This is a genomic window from Streptomyces sp. NBC_01465 (assembly GCF_036227325.1).
In the GTDB taxonomy this organism is placed as follows: Bacteria; Actinomycetota; Actinomycetes; order Streptomycetales; family Streptomycetaceae; genus Streptomyces.
The window spans coordinates 452715-473671 of the sequence record NZ_CP109467.1 but is presented as its reverse complement, the minus strand read 5'-3'; the positions used below and the strand labels follow the sequence as shown (position 1 = coordinate 473671).

At 71.1% G+C, this 20957-nt stretch carries 23 protein-coding genes; 13 read left to right on the top strand and 10 right to left on the bottom strand.

Going from position 1 to position 20957, the window contains the following annotated elements; translation table 11 throughout:
- Window positions 1-15: 15 nt before the first annotated feature.
- On the top strand, window positions 16-1065 hold the full coding sequence (locus tag OG707_RS02045) for an NAD-dependent epimerase/dehydratase family protein (RefSeq protein ID WP_329127584.1): 1050 nt from the start codon (window positions 16-18) through the stop codon (window positions 1063-1065).
- Here the strand turns inward: OG707_RS02045 and OG707_RS02040 are convergent.
- Together OG707_RS02040 and OG707_RS02035 are read right to left on the bottom strand one after the other, a co-directional pair.
- Complete coding sequence (locus OG707_RS02040; RefSeq protein ID WP_329113659.1) at window positions 1040-2152, bottom strand: sensor histidine kinase; 1113 nt, start codon at window positions 2150-2152, stop codon at window positions 1040-1042. The genes OG707_RS02045 and OG707_RS02040 overlap by 26 nt on opposite strands.
- On the bottom strand, window positions 2149-2877 hold the full coding sequence (locus OG707_RS02035; RefSeq protein ID WP_329113658.1) for a response regulator transcription factor: 729 nt from the start codon (window positions 2875-2877) through the stop codon (window positions 2149-2151). Before OG707_RS02035 ends, OG707_RS02040 begins: the two co-directional genes overlap by 4 nt.
- Before the next feature lie 93 nt (window positions 2878-2970).
- Here OG707_RS02035 and OG707_RS02030 point away from each other — a divergent pair, with 93 nt between their 5' ends.
- The 3 genes from OG707_RS02030 to OG707_RS02020 are packed head-to-tail and all read left to right on the top strand — an operon-like array spanning window position 2971 to window position 4957.
- A complete protein-coding gene (locus OG707_RS02030; RefSeq protein ID WP_329113656.1) occupies window positions 2971-3681 on the top strand; it encodes a glycosyltransferase family 2 protein in 711 nt (236 codons plus the stop codon).
- The gene (locus OG707_RS02025) at window positions 3678-4289 is read left to right on the top strand and encodes a TIGR04282 family arsenosugar biosynthesis glycosyltransferase (protein ID WP_329113654.1); all 612 of its coding nucleotides are present in this window, start codon (window positions 3678-3680) and stop codon (window positions 4287-4289) included. Before OG707_RS02030 ends, OG707_RS02025 begins: the two co-directional genes overlap by 4 nt.
- Window positions 4286-4957 (top strand): class I SAM-dependent methyltransferase, encoded by a 672-nt coding sequence (locus OG707_RS02020; RefSeq protein WP_329113652.1) that lies wholly within the window; start codon window positions 4286-4288, stop codon window positions 4955-4957. Before OG707_RS02025 ends, OG707_RS02020 begins: the two co-directional genes overlap by 4 nt.
- Before the next feature lie 324 nt (window positions 4958-5281).
- Here the strand turns inward: OG707_RS02020 and OG707_RS02015 are convergent, their stop codons facing one another.
- Window positions 5282-6436 carry a molybdopterin-dependent oxidoreductase gene (locus OG707_RS02015; protein WP_329113650.1) on the bottom strand — a complete coding sequence of 385 codons (1155 nt, stop codon included), beginning with the start codon at window positions 6434-6436 and terminating at the stop codon, window positions 5282-5284.
- Here OG707_RS02015 and OG707_RS02010 point away from each other — a divergent pair.
- The 5 genes from OG707_RS02010 (at window position 6435) to OG707_RS01990 (ending at window position 10652) form a co-directional block, all read left to right on the top strand.
- The gene (locus OG707_RS02010; protein WP_443071255.1) at window positions 6435-7943 is read left to right on the top strand and encodes a glycosyltransferase 87 family protein; all 1509 of its coding nucleotides are present in this window, start codon (window positions 6435-6437) and stop codon (window positions 7941-7943) included. The genes OG707_RS02015 and OG707_RS02010 overlap by 2 nt on opposite strands.
- Complete coding sequence (locus OG707_RS02005) at window positions 7876-8850, top strand: acetylxylan esterase (RefSeq protein ID WP_329113646.1); 975 nt, start codon at window positions 7876-7878, stop codon at window positions 8848-8850. The genes OG707_RS02010 and OG707_RS02005 overlap by 68 nt, the downstream gene beginning before the upstream one ends.
- 76 nt (window positions 8851-8926) lie before the next feature.
- Window positions 8927-9778, top strand: coding sequence for a GNAT family N-acetyltransferase (locus OG707_RS02000; protein WP_329113644.1), 852 nt, complete (start codon window positions 8927-8929; stop codon window positions 9776-9778).
- A gap of 117 nt (window positions 9779-9895) precedes the next feature.
- The gene (locus tag OG707_RS01995; RefSeq protein WP_329113642.1) at window positions 9896-10492 is read left to right on the top strand and encodes a hypothetical protein; all 597 of its coding nucleotides are present in this window, start codon (window positions 9896-9898) and stop codon (window positions 10490-10492) included.
- Window positions 10493-10508: 16 nt separating this feature from the next.
- Window positions 10509-10652: a hypothetical protein gene (locus OG707_RS01990; RefSeq protein WP_329113640.1), complete on the top strand. Its 144-nt coding sequence runs from the start codon at window positions 10509-10511 to the stop codon at window positions 10650-10652.
- 42 nt (window positions 10653-10694) lie between these two features.
- On the opposite strand, the gene OG707_RS01985 is transcribed toward OG707_RS01990, so the two are convergent.
- Complete coding sequence (locus OG707_RS01985) at window positions 10695-11774, bottom strand: NADH:flavin oxidoreductase/NADH oxidase (protein ID WP_329113638.1); 1080 nt, start codon at window positions 11772-11774, stop codon at window positions 10695-10697.
- Window positions 11775-11877: 103 nt separating this feature from the next.
- On the opposite strand from OG707_RS01985, the gene OG707_RS01980 reads away from it, so the two are divergent.
- Complete coding sequence (locus OG707_RS01980) at window positions 11878-12231, top strand: ArsR/SmtB family transcription factor (protein WP_329113636.1); 354 nt, start codon at window positions 11878-11880, stop codon at window positions 12229-12231.
- Here the strand turns inward: OG707_RS01980 and OG707_RS01975 are convergent.
- The gene (locus OG707_RS01975) at window positions 12151-13545 is read right to left on the bottom strand and encodes a nucleobase:cation symporter-2 family protein (RefSeq protein ID WP_329113635.1); all 1395 of its coding nucleotides are present in this window, start codon (window positions 13543-13545) and stop codon (window positions 12151-12153) included. The genes OG707_RS01980 and OG707_RS01975 overlap by 81 nt on opposite strands.
- A 37-nt stretch (window positions 13546-13582) precedes the next feature.
- Window positions 13583-14947, bottom strand: a complete 1365-nt coding sequence (locus OG707_RS01970; RefSeq protein WP_329113633.1) for an FAD-dependent oxidoreductase — start codon at window positions 14945-14947, stop codon at window positions 13583-13585.
- Between the two features lie 261 nt (window positions 14948-15208).
- On the opposite strand from OG707_RS01970, the gene OG707_RS01965 reads away from it, so the two are divergent.
- A complete protein-coding gene (locus tag OG707_RS01965; protein WP_329127582.1) occupies window positions 15209-15688 on the top strand; it encodes a DUF6214 family protein in 480 nt (159 codons plus the stop codon).
- 21 nt (window positions 15689-15709) lie between these two features.
- On the opposite strand, the gene OG707_RS01960 is transcribed toward OG707_RS01965, so the two are convergent.
- Window positions 15710-16390 (bottom strand): DUF305 domain-containing protein, encoded by a 681-nt coding sequence (locus tag OG707_RS01960; protein WP_329113630.1) that lies wholly within the window; start codon window positions 16388-16390, stop codon window positions 15710-15712.
- 113 nt (window positions 16391-16503) lie between these two features.
- On the opposite strand from OG707_RS01960, the gene OG707_RS01955 reads away from it, so the two are divergent.
- A complete protein-coding gene (locus OG707_RS01955; protein WP_443071469.1) occupies window positions 16504-17955 on the top strand; it encodes an LVIVD repeat-containing protein in 1452 nt (483 codons plus the stop codon).
- Here the strand turns inward: OG707_RS01955 and OG707_RS01950 are convergent.
- Window positions 17952-18584, bottom strand: coding sequence for a TetR/AcrR family transcriptional regulator (locus tag OG707_RS01950; RefSeq protein WP_329113626.1), 633 nt, complete (start codon window positions 18582-18584; stop codon window positions 17952-17954). The two genes, OG707_RS01955 and OG707_RS01950, sit on opposite strands and share 4 nt — an antisense overlap.
- Before the next feature lie 151 nt (window positions 18585-18735).
- Window positions 18736-19443, bottom strand: a complete 708-nt coding sequence (locus OG707_RS01945) for an SDR family NAD(P)-dependent oxidoreductase (protein ID WP_329113623.1) — start codon at window positions 19441-19443, stop codon at window positions 18736-18738.
- A 101-nt stretch (window positions 19444-19544) separates the two neighbouring features.
- On the opposite strand from OG707_RS01945, the gene OG707_RS01940 reads away from it, so the two are divergent.
- Window positions 19545-20375, top strand: coding sequence for a helix-turn-helix transcriptional regulator (locus OG707_RS01940; protein ID WP_329113621.1), 831 nt, complete (start codon window positions 19545-19547; stop codon window positions 20373-20375).
- Here OG707_RS01940 and OG707_RS01935 read toward each other — a convergent pair.
- Window positions 20347-20952 (bottom strand): isochorismatase family protein, encoded by a 606-nt coding sequence (locus OG707_RS01935; protein ID WP_329113619.1) that lies wholly within the window; start codon window positions 20950-20952, stop codon window positions 20347-20349. The two genes, OG707_RS01940 and OG707_RS01935, sit on opposite strands and share 29 nt — an antisense overlap.
- Window positions 20953-20957 lie beyond the last annotated feature (5 nt).

The window sequence follows — 20957 nt, the reverse complement described above, 5'->3', positions numbered from 1 at the left end:
CGTACCGTCCAGGCCATGCGCGTACTCGTCACCGGAGGCGCGGGCTTCATCGGCTCGCACCTCACCCGGACCCTCACCGACCGGGGCCACACCCCGGTCGTCCTCGACGCCCTGCTCCCCTCCGCCCACCCCCGGCTGCCGCAGCTGCCCGACGCAGAGTGGATCCACGCTGATGTACGGGACAGGGCCGCGGTCGTACGCGCCCTGCGCGGCGTGGACGCGGTCTGCCACCAGGCGGCGATGGTCGGTCTGGGGAAGGACTTCGCCGACGCGCCCGACTACGTGAGCTGCAACGACCTGGGCACGGCCGTCCTGCTGGCCGCCATGGCCGAGACGGGGGTGAGCGGCCTCGTGCTGGCCGGATCGATGGTCGTGTACGGCGAGGGCCGCTACGACTGCCCCGCGCACGGCCGCGTCCGCCCGGGCCCGCGCGCCGCGTCCGCACTCGAAGAGGGCCGCTTCGAGCCCCTGTGCCCGTACTGCGGAGCCGAGTTGGCGCCCGGCCTCGTCGGCGAGGACGCACCGACGGACCCCCGCAATGTGTACGCGGCGACCAAACTCGCCCAGGAACACCTGGCCGCGTCCTGGGCCAGAGCCACCGGCGGCCGGGCGGTCGCCCTGCGCTACCACAATGTGTACGGCCCGGGGATGCCCAAGGACACGCCGTACGCGGGGGTCGCCTCCTTCTTCCGCTCCTCCCTCGCCCGCGGCGAAGCACCCCAGGTGTACGAGGACGGTCGCCAGCGCAGGGACTTCGTGCACGTACGGGACGTGGCCGCCGCCAATGCCGTCGCCCTGGAAGCCCTTGGCGAGAGGCTGCCGTCCGCGCTCACCCCGTACAACACCGGCAGCGGCACCCCCCACACCGTCGGCGAGATGGCTTGCGAACTGGCCCGCGCGCACGGCGGCCCCGACCCCGTGATCACCGGCGGCTACCGGCTCGGCGACGTACGCCACATCACGGCGTCCTCGGAGCGTCTGCGGGCCGAGCTCGGCTGGAAGCCGGAGGTCGGATTCGCCGAGGGGATGGCCGAGTTCGCTAGATCGGGGCTGCGGGGAGAGTGACCTCGAAGCGGCAGCCGCCCGTCACGTTACGGACGGCGGCCCGCCCCTCGTGAGCCTCCACGATGCCGCGCACGATCGCCAGACCGAGGCCCGCACCCGCCGGGGGAGTGCGGGCCTCACTGCCGCGCCAGCCCGTGTCGAAGACGCGCTCCAGATCGCCTTCGGGAATCCCGCCGCAGCCGTCGGTCACCGACAGCACCACCGACCCGGACCGCAGCTCGGCGGCGACCGCGACCGTGCCGTCGGCGGGCGTCCGGTGGATGGCGTTGACCAGCAGATTGGCCAGCACCCGCGTCATCTCCTTGCCGTCGACCTCCACCGGCACCGGCTCGACACCCTCGCCGACCAGCCGCACCCCGTGCTCGCGCGCCAGGGGATCGGCGCCGGCCATCGCATCGCCCACCAGGTCGTACACGGAGATCCGGGTCGGAGTGAGCGTCAGCGCACCCGCATGGATCCGGGAGAGCTCGAAGAGGTCGCCGACCATCGAGTTGAGCCGGTCCACCTCGGTACGGATCTGCCGGAAGTAGCGCTCGGGATCGGCCGCCATGCCGTCCTCCAGCGCCTCCGACATCGCCCTCAGACCGGCCAGCGGCGTACGCAGGTCGTGCGAGATCCAGGCGACGAGCTCACGGCGCGAAGTCTCCAGCGCCCGCTCTCGCTCGCGCGAAGCAGCCAGCTTGGCACTCGTGGCCGCCAATTCCCGTCCCAGATCGGCCAGTTCGGAGGTGGCTGCGCCGTCCGGCGCGGCAAAGGAACCGCCCTCGCCGAAGGAGCGGGCGGCCAAGGTCAGCGCCTTGCTCCCCGCCACGACCCAGCGGCCGAGCAGCAGCGCGGTGGCCAGCGAGACCACGGCCGCCATCGCCGCCACCAGCGTCACCACCTTCAGGTCGTGCGCCGACAGGAACATCGCCCACGCCACCACCAGCGTCCCGGCCAGCATCGCGGTCACCGCCACCGCGGCGACGACGGTCAGCACGACGGCGACCGAACGCCGGCGGAGCAGCCGCAGCACCAGGGCCCCGAGGAGCCCGGCCGCACAGGCCCCGGCGAAGGCGTACAGCGCGATCAGCAGGAGGTCCTTCACGCCTCGCTCACCTCGAAGCGGTAGCCGACGCCCCACACCGTCTGGATGAGCGCGGGCGCACCCGGATCGCTCTCGATCTTCCCGCGCAGCCGCCGCACATGAACGGTGACCGTCGACAGATCACCGAACTCCCACCCCCACACCTCGTGCATCAGCCGCTCACGGCTGCAGGCCTGCCCGGGATGGCGCAGCAGATACTCCAGGAGATCGAACTCGCGCAGTGTCAGGGCGAGTTCGGACCCGTCCTTGGTGGCCCTCCGGGCCGCCGGATCCATGGAGATCCCCGCCGCCGCGAGCAGCGGCCCCGGCCTGGTGTCCGCGCCCGCCCGGCTGCGGCGCAGCACCGACTCGACGCGCAGCACCAGCTCGCGCGGGCTGAAGGGCTTCGTCACGTAGTCGTCCGCGCCTATCTCCAGACCGAGGATCCGGTCGTCCTCGTCACCTCGCGCGGTCAGCATGATCACGGGTACGGGGCCCCGGCCGCGCAGCTCCCGGCAGACCTCCAGGCCGTCCATGCCCGGCAGCATCAGATCGAGCACCACCAGGTCCGGCCAGCGTTCGGCGGCCCGGCGCAGCGCCTCGGGGCCGTCGGCCGCCCGGTCGACGAGGTGTCCGGCCCGTTCCAGATAGCCGGTGACGACCTCCGCGACGGTCGGGTCGTCGTCGACGACCAGGATGCGCGCGGGGCGCGGCACGGAGTGCGGATCGGGATGAGGGTTCTGCATGCTCCCAGCCTCGCACCGGCCGGGGCCCCGGCGGCCCCGATGGACCCTGCGGACGGCCCGACGTCCGTGTTTCGTAAGGACTCGAAATCCCTTATGTCCGTTTCTGATTCGTACGGTGAGGGCGTGACCGACTCACCTCCGACGTCCGTGGACGTCGTCCTCCCCTGCCTCGACGAGGCCGCCGCGCTGCCCTGGGTGCTGGAACGCATTCCCGCCGGCTGGCGGGCCGTCGTCGTCGACAACGGATCCACCGACGGATCGCCCGCACTCGCCGAGCGCCTCGGTGCGACCGTCGTCCACGAGCCCCGGCGCGGCTTCGGCGCCGCCTGCCACGCCGGACTGCTCGCGGCCCGGGCCGACATCGTGTGCTTCTGCGACTGCGACGCCTCCCTGGACCCCGGACTGCTCCCCGCCCTCGTAGAGCAGGTGACCGGCGGAGAGACAGACCTCGCCCTCGGGCGGCGGCGACCCCAGGGCCGCGGCGCCTGGCCGTTGCACGCCAGGGCCGGCAATCTCGCCCTCTCGCGAATGCTGCGCTCCCGGACCGGAGTGCACCTGCGCGACCTCGGCCCGATGCGGGCCGCCCGCCGCGAGGCGCTGCTCGGGCTCGGTCTCACCGACCGGCGCAGCGGCTATCCGCTGGAGATGGTCGTACGGGCCGCCGACGCCGGCTGGCGGATCGCCGAGAGCGACGTCCCGTACCGCCCGCGCACCGGAAAGTCCAAGGTCACCGGCACCTGGCGGGGCACCTGGCAGGCCGTCGCCGACATGCGCGCGGTCCTGGTCGGGGCGGCCGCCCGGTGACCACCCTTCTCGTCATCGCCAAAGCGCCGGTGCCGGGGCGCGTCAAGACGCGGCTCACCCCGCCCTGGACCCCCGAGGAGGCGGCCGCACTCGCGGAGGCCGCCCTCACCGACACGCTCCACGCCGTACTCGACACTCCGGCCCGGCGCCGCGTCCTGGTCCTCGACGGAGCCGTGGGGGACTGGCTGCCACCGGGCTTCGACGTCGTCCCGCAGAGCGCGGGCGGCCTCGACGAGCGCCTCGCCGCGGCCTTCGAGGGCTGTACGGGGCCTGCGCTGCTCGTCGGCATGGACACCCCACAGATCACCCCCGCGCTGCTGGCCCCCGCACTCGACGGGTGGGACGGCTGCGACGCCTGGTTCGGCCCCGCGTACGACGGCGGATTCTGGGCGCTGGGCCTGGCCGAACCCCGGGGGGATCTGATCCGGGGAGTCCCCATGTCGACCCCGGAGACCGGCGCTCTCCAGCGCAAGCGCCTGACCGACGCAGGGCTCACGGTCCGAGACCTGCCGCGCCTGAGGGACGTCGACACGGACGCGGACGCCCGCCTCGTCGCGGCCGAGGCCCCGCACTCCCGGTTCGCAGCAGCGCTCGGCGCCGCCGTATGAGCGCCCCCGTACAGCAGCGCGCCTGGCAGGCCGACCCGTACGCGGACGCCCTGCGCACCGGACGCGGCCCGCTGTTCCTGCGCCGGGCCGACGGCTGGCTGCTGCCGCTGGAGGTGGAGCGCTGGTGCGCGGGCGCGGACCGCGCCGACATGTCCGTACTCGGCCGCTGCGAGGGCTCCGTCCTGGACATCGGCTGCGGGCCAGGACGGCTGGTCGCAGGGCTGGCGGCGCTGGGCCACCGGGTGCTCGGCATCGATGTGAGCCCGGCGGCCGTCGACCGTACGACCAGGGAAGGCGGAGCCGCCCTGTGCCGTTCGGTCTTCGACACGCTGCCGGGCGAGGGTCGCTGGGGCACGGCCCTGCTCATCGACGGCAACATCGGCATCGGCGGCGACCCCCGAGCTCTCCTTCTCCGGGCGGCCCAACTCGTCGTCCGGGGCGGCCTGTTGCTCGTCGAGGCCGCCCCGGTCGAGGTGGACGAACGCGTGCGGGTCAGGGTCGACGACGGCCGCGGCGGAAGCGGCGCGGACTTCCCTTGGGCGCGGGTGGGGGTGCAGGCCGTTCTCCGTCATGGCCGCGCCACCGGATGGAGCGAATCCGGCGCATGGCAGGAGCAGGGCCGCCGGTTCGTCGCACTACGGCGTACGCCACAGCTGCCGCGGCAGTGATCCCCAGCAGGATCAGCCAGTTCGCGAGGTAGTCCAGCGGAAGCACCGAGGAGTTGGCCGGGGTGCCGGGCCGCAGCAGCACCGGCAGGGCGACCGTCGTCAGACATCCGCCGACCACAAGTGCGGCCCGCACCACCCGGGGTGCGGGCCCCCTGGCCACCGCGAGCCCTGCGAGCAGCACGAGCGGCGCGATCAGCCCGTCGTGCAGCACCACGGATCCCGCCAGCCACACCGCCGCCCCTGTCGGATCACCGACCCCGGAGAGCAGCCAGCCGCCGAGCGCGATCATCAACAACCCTGCCACGCCCACAATTTGACGCATCATCACAGCACCTCCAGCCGGGTGACCCACTTGGTCTGCAGCACACCGGGCCGGTTCGGCGCGATGATCCGCGCAGGGAAACCGTGATCGGGCGTGAGGACGCCGCCATTGAGTCGCAGCGCCAGCAGCGTCAGCGGATCGCGGGCGTACTCGCGCCCCATCTCCATCACTCGGTACGCGCCCCGGTGTTCGAGCGACACGACCCGCAGCCCGGCCCCCGGCGGCGCACCCGCCCGGTCCAGGAGGTCCCGGATCCGCACCCCTCCCCAGTGCGCCGACTTCGACCACCCCTCCACGCACGCGATCGGCAGCTCGGCCGCGCTCTGCGGAAGCGCCCGGAGCTCGTCGAGCGTCAGCTCGTACGGACGCGGGCCGGTCACCGTCAGCCGCCACTCGGCGGTGTCGACCGCCAATGTCCTGGCAGCAGCGGCCGTACGGTTGACCGGCAGCCCCTGCGGACCGTGATCCGGATGGCGCGGAGCCAGCAGATCGAGCCGCCCCAGCGGGGTGAACGACTGCCCCACCGTCACCACGGTCACCGCGCCCACCGCCGCCGTCACCCCGCGCAGCAGCGACCGCCGGTCCGGCCCGTCCTCGGTGGGCAGTGCGAGCGTCCCGGGGGAGCGGAGCCGCCAATGCGCCCTGATCAATGGGTACTTGACCGCCACATGCAGCAGCACCGACCCCGCCACCACCCAGGCGACCGCGAAGTGCACCGGCACGAACGAGAACGGCCAGGGATACCACTGGACCGTGTTGAGCAGCCCCGTGAACACCTCGAACACCGACGCGGCGACCAGCAGCCCCACCGAGAGCCGCTCCAGACCGTGGAGCACGGACTCGGCCGGCGGCCACACGAACAGCCGCGGATAGACCGTCCACAGCTTCGCGAGCAGCAGCGGAATCGCGGCGATCCCGCTCGCCACATGCAGCCCCTGACTCAGCCGGTAGCCCCACACCGGCCGGCTCGGCAGTACATCGACGAGCGCGCCCGGTGGATGCTGCAGGTAATGGCTGACGACCCCGGTGACAAGACAGACGGCGAACGCCGCCCCCAGCCACCGGCCGATCGCCGTCGCCGTCCTGGGGTCGTGCAACCGGCCGTTGAAACGCGGCAGCAGACGTCGGAGATCCAGCCGCGGCGGTGAGTGTTCCATGCGTCCCATCACACCCCCGGCAAGGTGCCGGACACCGCGATCCGCACCTTACGAAACGCGGACGTCGCGGGCGCGGCCCACCGCCCGCACCCCTCCCGGTGGCAGGCTCGACGGCGTGATCAACCGACGTACCGCGCTCGCCGCGGCGCTGCTCGCAGCCCTCGCCGCCACCCTCTTCAGCACGCTCGCCAGAGATGTCCCCGAATCCGGACAGTCGGGCCTGACCTGGTGGTACGCGGCGTGCTGGGTGCTCTTCGCGGCCGCGGTCCTCGCCCTGCGCAAGGTCCCCCGCCACCACGTCACGGCACTGGTGCTCGCCGGAGGGATCGCGGTCGCCCTCACCGGCCTCGCCGGACCGCCCCGCACGAGCTCCGACTCCTACCGCTACGCCTGGGACGGCAGGGTCCAGGCCGCGGGCATCTCCCCGTACGACTACGCGCCGAACGCCCCCGAACTCGCGCACCTTCGCGACCCCTGGCTCTTCCCGCCGGACCGCCCCACCCTCATCAACAGGCCGTCGGTGCACACGATCTACCCCCCGGTCGCCGAGGCGTACTTCTACACCGTCCACGAACTCTCACCGTCCGGCGCCCGCCACAAACCGCTCCAGACCGGCGGCGCACTGCTCGCCGTCGCCACCACGGCGGCCCTGCTCCTGGTGCTCCGCCGACGGGGCGAACCACGCCATGCCGCCTACTGGGCCTGGTGCCCGGCCGTACCCGTCGAGGCGGTCAACAACGCCCACGCCGACGTCCTGGGCGTCCTCCTCTCCGTCGTCGCTCTCGGCGTCGTCGTCCGCCGCAGAGCCGTCGGCGGCGCCCTGCTCGGCGCGGCGATCGCGGTCAAGTTCCTCCCGGCCGTACTCCTCCCCGGCATCCTGCGCCGCCGCCCGAAAGAGGCGGCAGCCGTACTGCTCCCGGCCGCCGCCTGCGTCGCGCTCGCCTACCTCCCGTACGTCCTCGCCTCCCACTCCTCCGTCTTCGGCTATCTCGGCGGCTACGCGCAGGAGGAGGGGTACGACGACGCGGGCGCCCGCGACCGCTACGCACTGCTCCGGCTCGTCCTGCCCGACAGCTGGGCGCTGCCCGCGGTGATCGTCGTCATGGCGGCCGTCTGTGCCCACGTACTCCTCAGAGGTGACCCCCAACGCCCTTGGCGAGGCTGTCTGTTGGTGACCGGAGCGGCCTTCCTGCTGATGACGCCCGGGTACTCCTGGTACGCCCTCCTGCTCGTCGCCCTGGTCGCCCTCGACGGCCGCTGGGAGTGGCTCGTGGTGGCCGTCGCCGGAGCCGCCAGATACGTCGCCGGAGGAGCGGTCGACGACCGGGCGGTCCTCGGCACCACCGCATACGGGCTGGCGGCAGTAGTCGTGGTGGGTACGGCCGTCGTACGGTGGCGCTTCCTGAATTCATCCGATGATCCGAGACGGAGTGCTCACGATGGCCCTGTTCGACCTCCCGCTGGACCAACTCGCCGGCTACCGGAGCCGGTCCACCGAACCGGCTGACTTCGACGAGTTCTGGGCCAAGACCCTCGGTGAGGCGCGCTCCCACGACCTCGACGCCCGCTTCGAGCCTGTCGAGACCGGCCTCGCCGGGGTCGATGTGTTCGACGTGACCTTCGCCGGATTCGGCGGCCACCCCGTCAAGGGCTGGTTCGTCCTCCCGTCCGGCACCACCGAACCGCTGCCCGTGGTCGTGCAGTTCATCGGTTACGGCGGCGGGCGAGGCCTCCCGCACACCCATCTGCTCTGGGCCTCCGCCGGCTTCGCCCACTTCGTCATGGACACCCGCGGCCAGGGCTCCACCTGGGGCGGCGGCTCCACCCCCGACCCGGCCGGCAGCGGTCCCGCCGTCCCCGGTTACATGACGCGCGGTATCGACGACCCGCACGCGTACTACTACCGGCGGGTCTTCACCGATGCCGTACGCGCCGTCGAGGCCGCCAGGTCGCACCCGCTGGTGGACGCGGCCCGCACCGCCGCGCTCGGCGGCAGCCAGGGCGGCGGCATCACCCTCGCGGTCGGCGGACTCGTCCCCGACCTGGCCGCGATAGCCCCCGACGTGCCCTTCCTCTGTGACTTCCCCCGCGCGACGACCCTCACCGACAAGGACCCGTACCGGGAGATCGGCCGCTACCTCAAGACCCACCGGGGCCGCGACGCGGAGGTCCAGCGCACGCTGTCGTACTTCGACGGAGTGCACTTCGCCGCCAGGGGGCGCGCACCCGCGCTCTTCTCGACGGCGCTGGAGGACCAGACGTGCCCGCCGTCGACCGTCTTCGCGGCGTTCAACGCCTACCCGGTCGAGGACAAGGAGATCGAGGTCTACACCTTCAACGACCACGAGGGCGGCGGCCCCTACCAGGAGGCCGCCCAACTCCGCTGGCTGCCGCAGCGGCTGACCGCGGGCTGAGCCGGCCGCCCGGGCCTCTGCGGCAGACTGGACGTCCACCCAGCTGCGCGCTGCAGCAGATGAAGCAGGGGCATCGATGACGTACTCGGCCGCCGGAGAACTCGACATCACCCGCGCCACCCTCGACGAGTGGCCGGCGATCGTCGAGTGGGCGGCGGCCGAGGGGTGGAATCCGGGGCGCGGCGACAGCGAGAGCTTCTTCGCCCAGGACCCCGAAGGGTTCTTCGTCGGCCGTACCGGCGGCGAGCCGGTCTCCGCGATCTCCGTCGTCAACTACAGCCCCGACTACGCCTTTCTGGGCTTCTACCTCGTCCACCCGGACCACCGGGGCCGCGGTCACGGCCTGGCGACCTGGAAGTCGGCGCTCGCCCACGCGGGCCGGCGCACCGTCGGCCTTGACGGCGTCCCCGCACAGCAGGACAACTACCGCCGCTCCGGCTTCACTCGGGCCCACGGCACGGTCTGCTACGTGGGGGCCGTCCCGGCCGGCACTCCGGCGCACATCGAGCCCGTGGCCGCGACGGAGCGCCGGGCACTCCTCGCGTACGACAGTGCCTGCCACCCGGCGGACCGCCCTCGCTTCCTGGACCGCTGGCTGACTCAGCCGGGCCACCGTGCTCTCGCCCGGGTCGTGGACGGCAGGCTCGCCGGGTACGGAGTGATCCGCCCGGCCCGTGACACGTACCGGATCGGCCCGCTCTTCGCCGACACCGAGGCCGACGCCCGCGCGCTGCTCGCCGCCCTCGCGGCGGAGGCAGGAGGAGCCTCTGTCGCCCTGGACGTCCCGGAGTCCAACCCTGCGGCCGTCGCAATGGCCGTCTCCCTCGGCCTGGAGCCGGCCTTCGCCACGGCCCGGATGTACACCGGACCGGTCCGCCCGTTCGCCGCCCACCGCATCTACGGAGTGACCACGCTCGAACTCGGCTGACCGCCGTCGGTGATGCGCCCAGGTGGAGCAGTGCGCACGATCCCTCGATTGCGGGGCGGCAGAACTGCTCGGAATCTGATCAGCAGACAGTTCTCCGTCACCAGGAACGAGTTGGAAATGCGCAGATCAATTCTGGGGTGCTCCGTCGCACTGGCCCTCACCGGTGTGGTGCTCGGTCCGCTGCCCGGTGCGAGCGCGGCGGTCGTGCCCGCGAAGGCCGCACACGGCGCCTCGGTACTGTCGGACCCGCCACCGCCGGACCCCTTCGCCGAGCACGAGATGAAGCGCCAGGCGCAGGGCTTCCGCACGTTCGGCAAGATGGGGAGCGCGTACGCGGACACCTCGACCTTCGCCGGTGACGTCCTCGGCGGCGAGACCGATCCCGTGAAAATCGAGATCGGCCTCAAGAAGGTGGACACGTCGCTCGACAACCTGCTGGCGATCATTCCCGGCGGACCGCTCGGCTCGCGCTCGGGCAACCCCGTACTGAGCGGGACGATCGAATCCATCAAGTCGGAGGTCCGCAAGCTGTCCGCCGCGCGGGTCAAGAACGACTATCCCGCCATCATCGGCAGCGGCGCGGCGCTGACCACCCAGCTCAGTCTGCTCTCGGCCGAATGCTTCGCGACCTTCGGCGTCAACCTGGCCCAGCAGATCGTCGAGACGGTTCTTCAGGTGCCGCCGCCCGCGCCCAAGCCCGAGCATGGCGCCTGAGCAGGTGCACCGGTGGGTGCGTCGTGTGCTCCAGGCCGCCGACGTCGATCCCCGCCGCGACTTCACCCGGGCTGTCCACGTGGTGCGCCGCGCCGAGCCCGAGCTCTCCACCGGTGCGGCGATCCTGCTGCTCAGCCCGCTCCTGAAGGAACAGCCGTAGGTGCCGGACACGGCCTGAAACCGTGTCCGGCCGTGCCTCGATTCAGACGGAACGGTGGTACTGGTCGGGCACGTGCACCTCTGCGCCCAGCTCCCGTGCGGCATGCCGCGCCCAGGAAGGATTGCGGAGCAGCTCACGGCCGAGCAGCACCGCGTCCGCCTCGCCGTTGGCGAGGATCTTCTCCGCCTGCTCAGGGTCGGTGATCATCCCGACGGCCGCGACGGGCAGTTCGGTCTCGGCCTTCACCCGGGCGGCGAAGGGGACCTGGTAGCCGGGCCCCGTCGGAATGCGGACGCCCGATGCGTTTCCGCCGGTGGAGGTGTCCAGGAGATCCACCCCGTGGGCCTTCAGCAGCGAGGCGAAGCGCACGGTGTCGTCCGCCGTCCAGCCGCCTTCGTCCAGCCAGTCGGTGGCGGAGACACGGAAGAACAGCGGGAGCTCCTCGGGCCACACCTCCCGTACGGCGTCCACGACTTCGAGGGCGAAACGCGTCCGGTTCTCGAAGGAGCCGCCGTACGCGTCGGTGCGCCGGTTGGAGTGGGGCGAGAGGAATTCGCTGATCAGATAGCCGTGGGCGCCGTGGATCTCGGCGACCTGGAAACCGGCGTCCAGCGCGCGCCGCGCCCCGTCGGCGAACTGCCCGACGATCTCGCGGATCGCGTCGACGGTGAGCTCGGTGGGCACGGGGTGCTTCTCGTCGAAGGGAACGGCGCTGGGCGCCAGCGGCTGCCAGCCGTGCGCCTCGGGTCCGACCGGCGCTCCGCCCTTCCAGGGCTGGTCGGTCGACGCCTTGCGTCCGCCGTGGCCGAGCTGGATGCCGGGGACCGTGCCCTGCCCCTTGAGGAAGCGGGTGATCCGCCGGAAGGCCTCGACCTGGGTGTCGTTCCAGATGCCGAGGTCGTACGGACTGATCCGGCCCTCCGGGCTGACAGCGGTCGCCTCGACGATGATGAGCCCGGTGCCGCCGGCGGCACGCGCCGCGTAGTGCGCGAAGTGCCAGTCGTGCGGGGCGCCTGCGAGCTCGCCGTCCGGAGCCGCGGAGTACTGGCACATCGGGGGCATCCACACCCGGTTGGGAATGGTCAGCGACCGCAGGGTGTAGGGCTCGAACAGTGCACTCACAGCAGACTCCGCTCAGGGCTCGGGAAGGCGTCGGTACGGCTCGTACGATACCCATCGTAGTACGGGAGATGTCAAACTACGAAGGGTCTCGTACAATGACCTCGTGGCCACCGCACCGAGCACCACCCGAGAACTCGCCCACCCCACGCGCGAAGAGATCCGCCTGGAGGGTGTGCTCCACGCACTGTCCGACCCGATGCGGCTCTCCGTGGTCCGTGACCTGGCGGAACAGGACGAGGAGCTGTCCTGCTCGCACTTCGTGCTTCCCGTCACCAAGTCCACGAGCACCCACCACTTCCGGGTCCTCCGTGAGAGCGGCGTGCTCCAGCAGGTCTACCGCGGCACCGCCAAGATGAACGGTCTGCGCCGCGACGACCTAGACGCGCTCTTCCCCGGCCTTCTCGACAGCGTCCTCGCTGCGGCTGCCGGGCAGGCCCACCGGCTCGGCAGGAGCTGAAGTCCCCTGCCCCGGCAGGTGGTTGAAGAGCAGATTGAGTACGAGGGCGGTGAGGCAGCCCGCGCTGATCCCGCTGTCCATCACCGTCTGGAACCAGTCGGGGAACTTCGCGTAGATCCCGGGGACGCCCACCGGCAGCATGCCGACCGCGACCGAGACGGCGACCACGGTCAGATTGTGGTTGCCGGCGAAGTCCACCTTCGTGAGGGTGCGCAGCCCGCTGGCCGCGACCGTACCGAACATCACCAGACCGGCCCCGCCGAGCACCGGCGCCGGAATGGCGGCGACCACCGCACCGAGTTTGGGCAGCAGACCGAGGAGTACGAGGATCCCGCCGGCCGTGGCCACGACCCAGCGACTGCGGACCCGCGTCATGCCCACCAGACCCACGTTCTGCGCGAACGCGGTGTACGGGAAGGTGTTGAAGACCCCGCCGAGCACGGTCGAGAGCCCGTCGGCCCGCAGCCCGTCGGCGAGCGCCCGCGGCTCCACCGGCCGGTCCGTCAGCTCGCCGACCGCGATGAAGTCACCCGTCGTCTCGGTCATCGTGACCAGGGCCACCACCAGCATCGAGACGATCGCCGCCGCGTGGAAGCTCGGCGCCCCGAAGTGGAAGGGCGTGCTGATGCCGACCCAGTCCGCGTCCCCGACGCCGCCGAAGTCGGTGAATCCGGTGGGAACTGCGACCAGTACGCCGACCACGATCCCGATGAGCACGGCGATACGGCTCAGGGCGGGCGGCGCGAACCGCTGCACCCCCAGCACCACCACCAGCACGAAGGCGGCGAGCGCCACGTTCTTAGGCTCCCCGAAGTCCTTTGCCCCGGCGCCGCCCCCGGCCCAGTTGCCCGCGACGGGCAGCAGGGAGAGCCCGATGATGAGGATGACGGTCCCGGTGACCAGCGGCGGGAAGAACCTCAGCAGCTTCCCGAAGACCGGCGCGAGCAGCATCATCGCGAGCCCCGCCACGATCACCGCACCGTAGATCGCGGGCAGTCCGCCACCGGTCGTACCGATGAGCACCATGGGCGAGACGGCCGCGAACGTACAGCCCTGCACGATCGGCAGCCGGATCCCGAACCGCCAGAAGCCGATGCACTGGATGAGCGTCGCGATACCGCACACGAGCAGATCCGCGGTGATCAGATACGCCAGGTCGGCGGGCGACAGCTTCATCGCCCCGCCGACGATCAGCGGCACGGCCACGGCGCCCGCGTACATGGCCAGCACATGCTGCAGCCCGAAGGCTGCCAGCTGGGAAGGGGGCGGAACTTCGTCGACCGGGTGCACCGCGGTCTGCGTCGGTGTTGTCATGCCCGAGACCGTAGAGCCGCTAAACAATCTGTTGATTTCAAGGATGTTGCAGCGAGGTGTCGCCGTACGCGGCCCTCAACAGCCCCTCCCAGTCGGGGATCTTCACCGACCGGCGCCCCAGCGCGAGCCCCAGCGCCGCCTCGGCCTCCTCGATCGCCAGCCACCCCGGCCACTCCACCGGCCGCAGCCCGAGCTTCCGCATCGCATCCAGCGGATCGCCAAGTGGTCTGCGCCGCAGGAGAAGCGACGCATCCGCAAGCAGCGAGGCTACCGTCTCCTTCGCGCACGGGCGGTTGGTGCCGATCACTCCGGTCGGCCCGCGCTTGATCCACCCCGCCACGTACTCGCCGGGCGCCGCCGCGGCGTCGCGCAGCATCCGGCCCGCCAGGTGCGGAACGGTGCCGGACGCGGGGTCGAAGGGCAGCCCGGCCGGGGGAGCACCCCGGTAACCGACGGCGCGCAGGACCAGTTGGGCCTCGATGTCCTCGAACAAGCCGGTGGGCCGCACACCCCCGTCCCCGTCCGGGACGGTCCGCTCGAACCGCACCGCGGTCACCCGCCCGCCCTCGCCCAGCAGTTCCACCGGCCGCAGGAAGAACCGCAGCCGGATGCTGCGCGAGCCGTGGTCCCGCGGTGCCGCATCCGCCCATTCCCTCAGTACGGCCACATTGCGCCGGTTCACCGCCGGCAGGCCCGCCGGGTCGGCGAAGGCGGGATCCAGTGCCAGTTCCGCCGCGTCCACCCTCGCGTCGGCGTCCGGGAGGGAGCCGAGCTCCCGCAACTCCTTGGTGGTGAAACGGGCCTGGGAGGGGCCGCGTCTGCCGACCATGTGGACCGCGCGGACCCTGCTCACGGCGAGGGCGCCGAGCGCCGTCTGCGGGACATCGGTGGGTCGCAGCTCCTCCGCGCCGCGCGCGAGGATCCGTGCGACGTCGACGGCGACGTTCCCCACCCCGATCACCACGGCCGAACGGGCCCCCAGATCAAAGCCGTTGGACGCGGCGTCCGGATGGGCGCTGTACCAGGAGACGAAGTCGGTGGCCGAACAGCTCCCCGCCAGATCCTCGCCGGGAATGCCCAGTCTGCGGTCCTTCGCGGCCCCCACGCAGTACACGACCGCGTGGTAGAGCTCGAGCAGCCGTGCGGGAGTCAGCGCTCCCGTACCCACCTCGACGCCGCCGACGAAGCTCACCCGGTCGTGCTCCAGCACCGTGCGCAGGTTGTTCTGCAGCGACTTGATCTTCTCGTGGTCCGGAGCGACGCCGTAGCGCACCAGTCCGTACGGGCAGGGCAACCGGTCCAGAACATGGACCCGCACCCCGGGCACCGCGCTCTGCTCGACGAGTGACTGGGCGGTGTAGACCCCGCTGGGGCCCGAACCGACGACGGCGACACGAAGCACGACGGTGCTCCTTCCCGCTGGAGACCTTCAGCATCGCACCGGCGTGCGGCATCGGGGTGCCTTGTGCCGGAGCAATCTGCGCGCCGCGGGCAGCTATACGAAAAGGATAGTTAGATTGCAGATGTGCCGGAAAGTACCTTTTTTAACGCTACTGACCGATATAACCCGAATGGTGCGGTCTCGGTATGGCCTGTGTGGGAGCTGCAGGGCCATGGCACCGTCACCTCCGACCCCGTGGGAACTCCCTGGGGCGGCACCGGAATGCGCCGCGAGATCCTGCCCCCCTGGTTCAACATCCGGCTGACCTTCGCCGACGGCGCGCGCATCGACGTGCTCGCCGTGGCCTCGGAAGGACGGATCGCCATCGAGGACATGCGCGCCGACCCGCCGCTGTCGCTGGACGGTTTCGCTGCGCTCGCCGACTGGATCGAGGGCCCGCTGGAGGACGCCTGCCAGGTGGTGATCGAGCAGCACCGGCTCGGCGCGACGGTCCCGCGTCCGTACTACGACGCGGGGTACGAGGCGGAGCCGCCCGCCGTGCGCCGTGCCCGTCCCTCCTGGCCGCGTGGCAGTGCCGGGCGCCGCGTCGCGGCCGAGGCGTACCGCGCCGCCCAGCAGGAGGGCCGTGATCCGGTGCTCGCGGTGATGTGCGCGACCGGCCACAGCCGCCGCAAGTCGCTCCGGCTGATCGCCGGCGCACGCGACGAGGGATATCTGGCGCCCCGTCACAACCGGCGCTGAAAGCGCCTGTTGGGCGCGGTCTCAGGACATCGCGCGCATCCTGCCGATCTCCGACGTCTGCTGCGCCACGACGTCGTTGGCCATCTCCTCGACGAGCACATTGTTCCCCTCCGAGAGGACGTCGGTCGCCATCGTGATCGCTCCCTGATGGTGCGTGGTCATCAGCTTCAGGAAGAGCTCGTCGAAGGCTTTGCCCTTCGCTGTGCGCAACTGGGCCAGTTGAGCCTCTGTCGCCATTCCCGGCATCGCGGCATGGTCGTGCCCGCTCTGCTTGCGCGCGCCGCCATGCGTGTCCAGCCATCCCTGCATCGCACCGATCTCCGGCCCCTGCGCGGCCGCGATGCGCTCGGCGAGCTTCTTCACGGGCTCCGTTCCCGCCCGCTGCGCCACCAGTTTCGTCATCTCCAGCGCCTGGCCGTGGTGGACGATCATCATCTGGATGTATGTGAAATCAGCCGAGTTGGGGGTGTCGTCCCGGCCGGCCCTGGCGGCATCCGCGGCCGACAGTGTCCTCGCCGGTTCGCCGGGTTTACCTGGAGCCACCACCTTTGGGCCCGCGTTTGCCGTGCCTTTGCTACTGCCTTGCGCGCTCTTGTCCGTATCGCAGGCCGTCAGGGCCATCAGTGCAGCCAGGACCGCTGCGGCGGCTGCCAACTTCCCTGCCCGCATTACATTTCCGTTGCCATCTATTGAGATGTACATGGGAAGGACGATACTGCCGGGGTCCGTGAATCGTTCAAGTGCGAACGGATACAAGGGAGTACGCAGTGATCTCGTTGTACGAACCTCGAGTACGGCACAGACGACTCGGCGTGATGGCGGCCGCAGCCGGACTCATCGCCACCCTGCTGGCCGCAGGACCGGCGGTCGCGACGCCCGATCCGGGGGACGCCCCGGCCACCACGGCGGCCTCCGCGTCACTGGCGGCGCAGACCAGGTCCGCGATCGCCGACGGGGAGATACCCGGCCAGGACGAGGTCGTCCACAGCGCCAACATCGAGCATCTGACCAACATCCCCAAGGACGCTCTCGCGGGGACCAACTCGGACCTCGCCTTCCAGGGCAAGTACGCCTTCGCCGGCAACTACGACGGCTTCCGGATCTTCGACCTCAGCAACCCGAAGGCCCCGAAGACGGTCGCCCAGGTCCTGTGTCCCGGGTCGCAGAACGACATCACCGTCTCCGGGAACCTGCTCTTCCTCTCGACGGACTCCTCGCGGAGCGACAACTCCTGCGCCTCCACGACGCAGCCCGCGACCGAGAAGTCCTCCTGGGAGGGCATGAAGATCTTCGACATCAGCGACAAGCGCAACCCGAAGTACGTCGCCGCCGTCGAGACCGCCTGCGGCTCGCACACGCACACCCTGGTCCCGTCGAAGAAGAACATCTACCTCTACGTCTCCTCGTACTCCCCGAGCGCCACCTTCCCCGACTGCCAGCCGCCGCACGACGGGATCTCCGTCATCAAGGTGCCGCGGAACGCCCCCGAGAAGGCGGCGGTCGTGAACTTCCCGGTCCTCTTCCCGGGCGAGGGAGCCGACGGCGGCGGCAACCCCGGCGGCCCCACCAACCCCGGCGTCTCCAAGACCACCGGCTGCCACGACATCACCGTGCTGCCCTCCAAGGACCTGGCCGCCGGTGCCTGCATGGGTGACGGCATCCTCTTCGACATCAAGAACCCGGAGCGGCCCAAGGTCATCGACCGGGTCCAGGACAACGTCAACTTCGCCTTCTGGCACTCCGCGACCTTCAACCAGAAGGCGAACAAGGTCGTCTTCACCGACGAACTCGGCGGCGGCGGCGCGGCCACCTGCAACGCCGCGATCGGACCGAACCGCGGCGCCGACGGCATCTACGACATCGTCGGCAAGGGCGACCAGCGCAAGCTCGTCTTCCGCAGCTACTTCAAGATCCCGCGCCACCAGGCCGACACCGAGAACTGCGTCGCCCACAACGGCTCGCTCATCCCGGTCAAGGGCAAGGACCTCATGGTCCAGGCCTGGTACCAGGGCGGCGTCTCCGTCTGGGACTTCACCGACTCCTCGAAGCCCAAGGAGATCGGCTACTTCGAGCGCGGACCGCTCACCACGGACAAGATGACGACCGGCGGCTCGTGGTCGGCGTACTACTACAACGGCTACATCTACTCCAACGACATCGCGAAGGGCTTCGACGTACTGAAGCTCAGCGACCGTCGCACCGACCCGGCGAAGTGGGTACGCCTGCACGAGCTCAATGTGCAGACACAGCCCGACTACTTCGACTAGACGGCGAAGTCGTGACGCGTCCCGCCGGGCGGCTCCCCGCCCGGCGGGACGCCGAGTTCCCAGTCGAGCCCGTACCGCTGGAAGAGCTCCGCGCGCAGCCGCGTCAGCGGCATCGGGGCGCCGGGCAGCAGCAGCGCGAAGACGGTGCCCATCAACTGGGCGCGCAGCAGCGGGTAGTCGGCGTCCGGATCGTCCGACCCGTACCCGATCATGGTGGAGCGGAGCAGGTGCGCGAGCCGCTGCTGCTCGGCGCACTTCACAAAGCCGTCGGCCTGCAGGATTCCCGCCATGTGTGTGCGCATCAGGACCGGATGGTCACCCGCGAGCCCGAGAATCGCGTCGATCGCCCGCGCCATCAGCTCCGCACCGTCCTCGGTGCGCGGCTCGCGCTCCAGGGCCGCGGCGAGGGTGAGGTGCATCAGCCGGTGCACGGCCGACTGCAGCAGCTGGCGCTTCCCGGGGAAGTAGTACGAGACGAGTCCGCGGGCCGAACCGGCCCGGTCGGCGATGTCGGCGAGGGTCGTCGCCTCGTACCCCCGCTCACCCACCAGCTCGACGGTCGCCTGCAGCAGCCGCTCGCGGGAACGCCGCCGCAGCTCCTCATTGACCGACGGGCTCCGCGGGGACATGCTTAACTCCTGCGTTGACTGGCTCTCAGCCAACTATAATCAACGCGTCCTGCAAAGACCCCTGTCAGGGGTCTGTTCTGTGGGGCCCACCGACTGGATCGGGCGACGCGGGGGATCGTCCGATCCGGTCGGTTTCTGCTGTTCGGGGCGGTTACCAGGGCAGTGTTCCCTCGGCGTCGAAGTAGCCGCCGGTCGGGCCGTCCTGGGTCACCTGTGCCATCCGGACGATGATCTCGGCGCCCTGCTCGACCGTCTGGATCCCGGTGTTGCCGTTGAGGTCGGTCTTGGTGAAGCCGGGCTCCACCGCGTTGATCCGCAGATCCGGGAAGGCCTTCGCGTACTGCACGGTGATCATGTTGACCGCGGCCTTCGACGCCGGGTAGGCGACGCCCGGATAGGCGTGGGTGGGGGTGCCCGCGGTGCTGACCCGGGTCAGGGAGGCCAGGCCGCTGCTGAGGTTGACCACCACGGGGGCGGCCGAGCGTTGCAGCAGCGGGAGGAACGCGTGCAGGACGCGGACCGTGCCGAAGACATTCGTCTCGAACGTCCCGCGCATCGTCTCGGCGGTCACGTCCGCGGCGCCGATGACGGTGTTGCCGGCGGCCCGCTCCTCGATGCCCGCGTTGTTGATCAGTACGTCGAGGCCGCCGTCCGCCGCGACGGCCCGCGCGGCCGCCTCGACGGATGCGTCGTCGGTGACGTCGAGCTGGACCGAGCGCGCGCCCAGCTCCTCGGCCGCCCTGCGCCCGCGCTCCGCGTCCCGGCTGCCGATGTAGACGGTGTGGCCCGCCGCGACGAGACGGCGGGCGGTCTCGAAGCCGAGACCCTTGTTCGCTCCGGTGATCAGTGTGGTGGTCATGCATCCACGATGCGGCGAAAGAGCCCGGTCAGCCAGGAGTCCCCGCTTCCTGGGACTGCCAGTACCAGGAAGATCCCGGCCGGCCGGTGCACAGTGGTGGCATGGCGACCACGGAGTTCGGACGGACGGTACGGCGCCGGCGCGACCGCGTCTCCCCGGAGGTGGCAGGGCTGCCCGCCGGCGGTCACCGGCGCGCGGCCGGGCTGCGCCGCGAGGAGCTGGCCCTGCTCGCCGGGATCTCCGTCGACTACGTGACCCGCCTCGAACAGGGCCGCGCGACCAACCCGTCCGAGCAGGTCGTCGAGGCGCTCGCACGTGCGCTGCGTCTCTCCGGCGCCGAGCGCGCACACCTGTTCCACACGGCCGGGCTCGTCCCGCCCGGGCAGGGCACGGTTCCCGCGTACATCACACCGAGCGTGCAGCGGATGCTGGACAGGCTGACCGGGACACCCGTCGCGGTCAGCGACGCGACGTGGACGCTGCTGCTGGCCAACCCGATGTACGTGGCCCTGATGGGCCAGTACCGGGGCAACGAGCGCAACGCCGTGTGGCGCCACTTCCTCGGCTCCGGCAGCCGCGTCCGGCACACCCCGGAGACCGTGTACGCACTGGAGACCGCGCAGGTCTCGGAGCTCCGCGCGACCGCGAGCCGGTATCCGGCGGACCAGCGACTGCGGCGCCTGATCGCGGAGTTGCGTACGCACAGCGACCGGTTCGCCGAACTGTGGGACTCCGGAGCGGTCGGCGACGTCGAGGCCTCCCGCAAGACCGTCGATCACCCCACGGTGGGCGCGCTGACACTCGACTGCGATGTGCTCAGCGTCGCGGGAAGCGACCTGCGGATCATGGTCTACACGGCCGAGCCCGGCACCGACGACGCGGAACGGCTGGCGCTCCTCGGCGTCATCGGGACCCAGACTCTCGTCGAGTAGCAGAACCCGGCGGGGCCGCGAACGAGACGTCCGCCGCGCGGGCCGGGACTTCCAGATCGCTGCCGAGCGCCCATTCAGCGACCCGCGAGACCGTCGCCGCAGGGACCCTGTCGCTGAGGCCGGGAGCCGCGGGGATGTCCTGCGTCGCATGGGCGTCGTGCGGGAGGACCACCCGATAGCCCCGCGCCAGCGCCGTACGGGCCGTCGCCTGGACGCACATCTCCGACATCAGACCGCAGACCGCGACCGCCCGGACTCCCGCACCGGTCAGCAGAGATCCCAGAGGCGTCCCGTCGAAGCTGTCGTCCACACGCTTGCGGATCGCGACCTCCGCAGGCCCCTCCTCGACAGGGTGGTGGAGCTCCCAGCCGGGCGTATGCGGTTCGTCGGCCGCACCGGGCCGCCCGTCGTTCTGGATGTGTACGACGAGGGACCCGTCCTTGCGGGCCCGTGCGATCAGGTCCGCGGTCGTCTCCAGGAGCCGGGCCGCTCCCGGGACCGCGCCGTTGCCCATCACGGAGGACGACTGGATGTCCACCACCAGCAGGGCTTCCACGGGAATCGTGTCAGGGATCATGCCGT

What these genes read in the sequence shown, in the direction of transcription:
- OG707_RS02005 (WP_329113646.1), top strand. Translation starts at nt 7,876, where the DNA reads ATGGCCCTGTTCGACCTCCCGCTGGACCAACTCGCCGGCTACCGGAGC.
- OG707_RS01945 (WP_329113623.1), bottom strand. Translation starts at nt 19,443, where the DNA reads ATGACCACCACACTGATCACCGGAGCGAACAAGGGTCTCGGCTTCGAG.
- OG707_RS02020 (WP_329113652.1), top strand. Translation starts at nt 4,286, where the DNA reads ATGAGCGCCCCCGTACAGCAGCGCGCCTGGCAGGCCGACCCGTACGCG.
- OG707_RS01935 (WP_329113619.1), bottom strand. Translation starts at nt 20,952, where the DNA reads ATGATCCCTGACACGATTCCCGTGGAAGCCCTGCTGGTGGTGGACATC.
- OG707_RS02010 (WP_443071255.1), top strand. Translation starts at nt 6,435, where the DNA reads ATGCGTCCCATCACACCCCCGGCAAGGTGCCGGACACCGCGATCCGCA.
- OG707_RS01955 (WP_443071469.1), top strand. Translation starts at nt 16,504, where the DNA reads ATGGCGGCCGCAGCCGGACTCATCGCCACCCTGCTGGCCGCAGGACCG.
- OG707_RS01940 (WP_329113621.1), top strand. Translation starts at nt 19,545, where the DNA reads ATGGCGACCACGGAGTTCGGACGGACGGTACGGCGCCGGCGCGACCGC.
- OG707_RS01995 (WP_329113642.1), top strand. Translation starts at nt 9,896, where the DNA reads ATGCGCAGATCAATTCTGGGGTGCTCCGTCGCACTGGCCCTCACCGGT.
- OG707_RS02030 (WP_329113656.1), top strand. Translation starts at nt 2,971, where the DNA reads ATGTCCGTTTCTGATTCGTACGGTGAGGGCGTGACCGACTCACCTCCG.
- OG707_RS01950 (WP_329113626.1), bottom strand. Translation starts at nt 18,584, where the DNA reads ATGTCCCCGCGGAGCCCGTCGGTCAATGAGGAGCTGCGGCGGCGTTCC.
- OG707_RS02045 (WP_329127584.1), top strand. Translation starts at nt 16, where the DNA reads ATGCGCGTACTCGTCACCGGAGGCGCGGGCTTCATCGGCTCGCACCTC.
- OG707_RS02015 (WP_329113650.1), bottom strand. Translation starts at nt 6,436, where the DNA reads ATGGAACACTCACCGCCGCGGCTGGATCTCCGACGTCTGCTGCCGCGT.
- OG707_RS02000 (WP_329113644.1), top strand. Translation starts at nt 8,927, where the DNA reads ATGACGTACTCGGCCGCCGGAGAACTCGACATCACCCGCGCCACCCTC.
- OG707_RS02035 (WP_329113658.1), bottom strand. Translation starts at nt 2,877, where the DNA reads ATGCAGAACCCTCATCCCGATCCGCACTCCGTGCCGCGCCCCGCGCGC.
- OG707_RS01960 (WP_329113630.1), bottom strand. Translation starts at nt 16,390, where the DNA reads ATGTACATCTCAATAGATGGCAACGGAAATGTAATGCGGGCAGGGAAG.
- OG707_RS01975 (WP_329113635.1), bottom strand. Translation starts at nt 13,545, where the DNA reads ATGACAACACCGACGCAGACCGCGGTGCACCCGGTCGACGAAGTTCCG.
- OG707_RS01965 (WP_329127582.1), top strand. Translation starts at nt 15,209, where the DNA reads ATGCGCCGCGAGATCCTGCCCCCCTGGTTCAACATCCGGCTGACCTTC.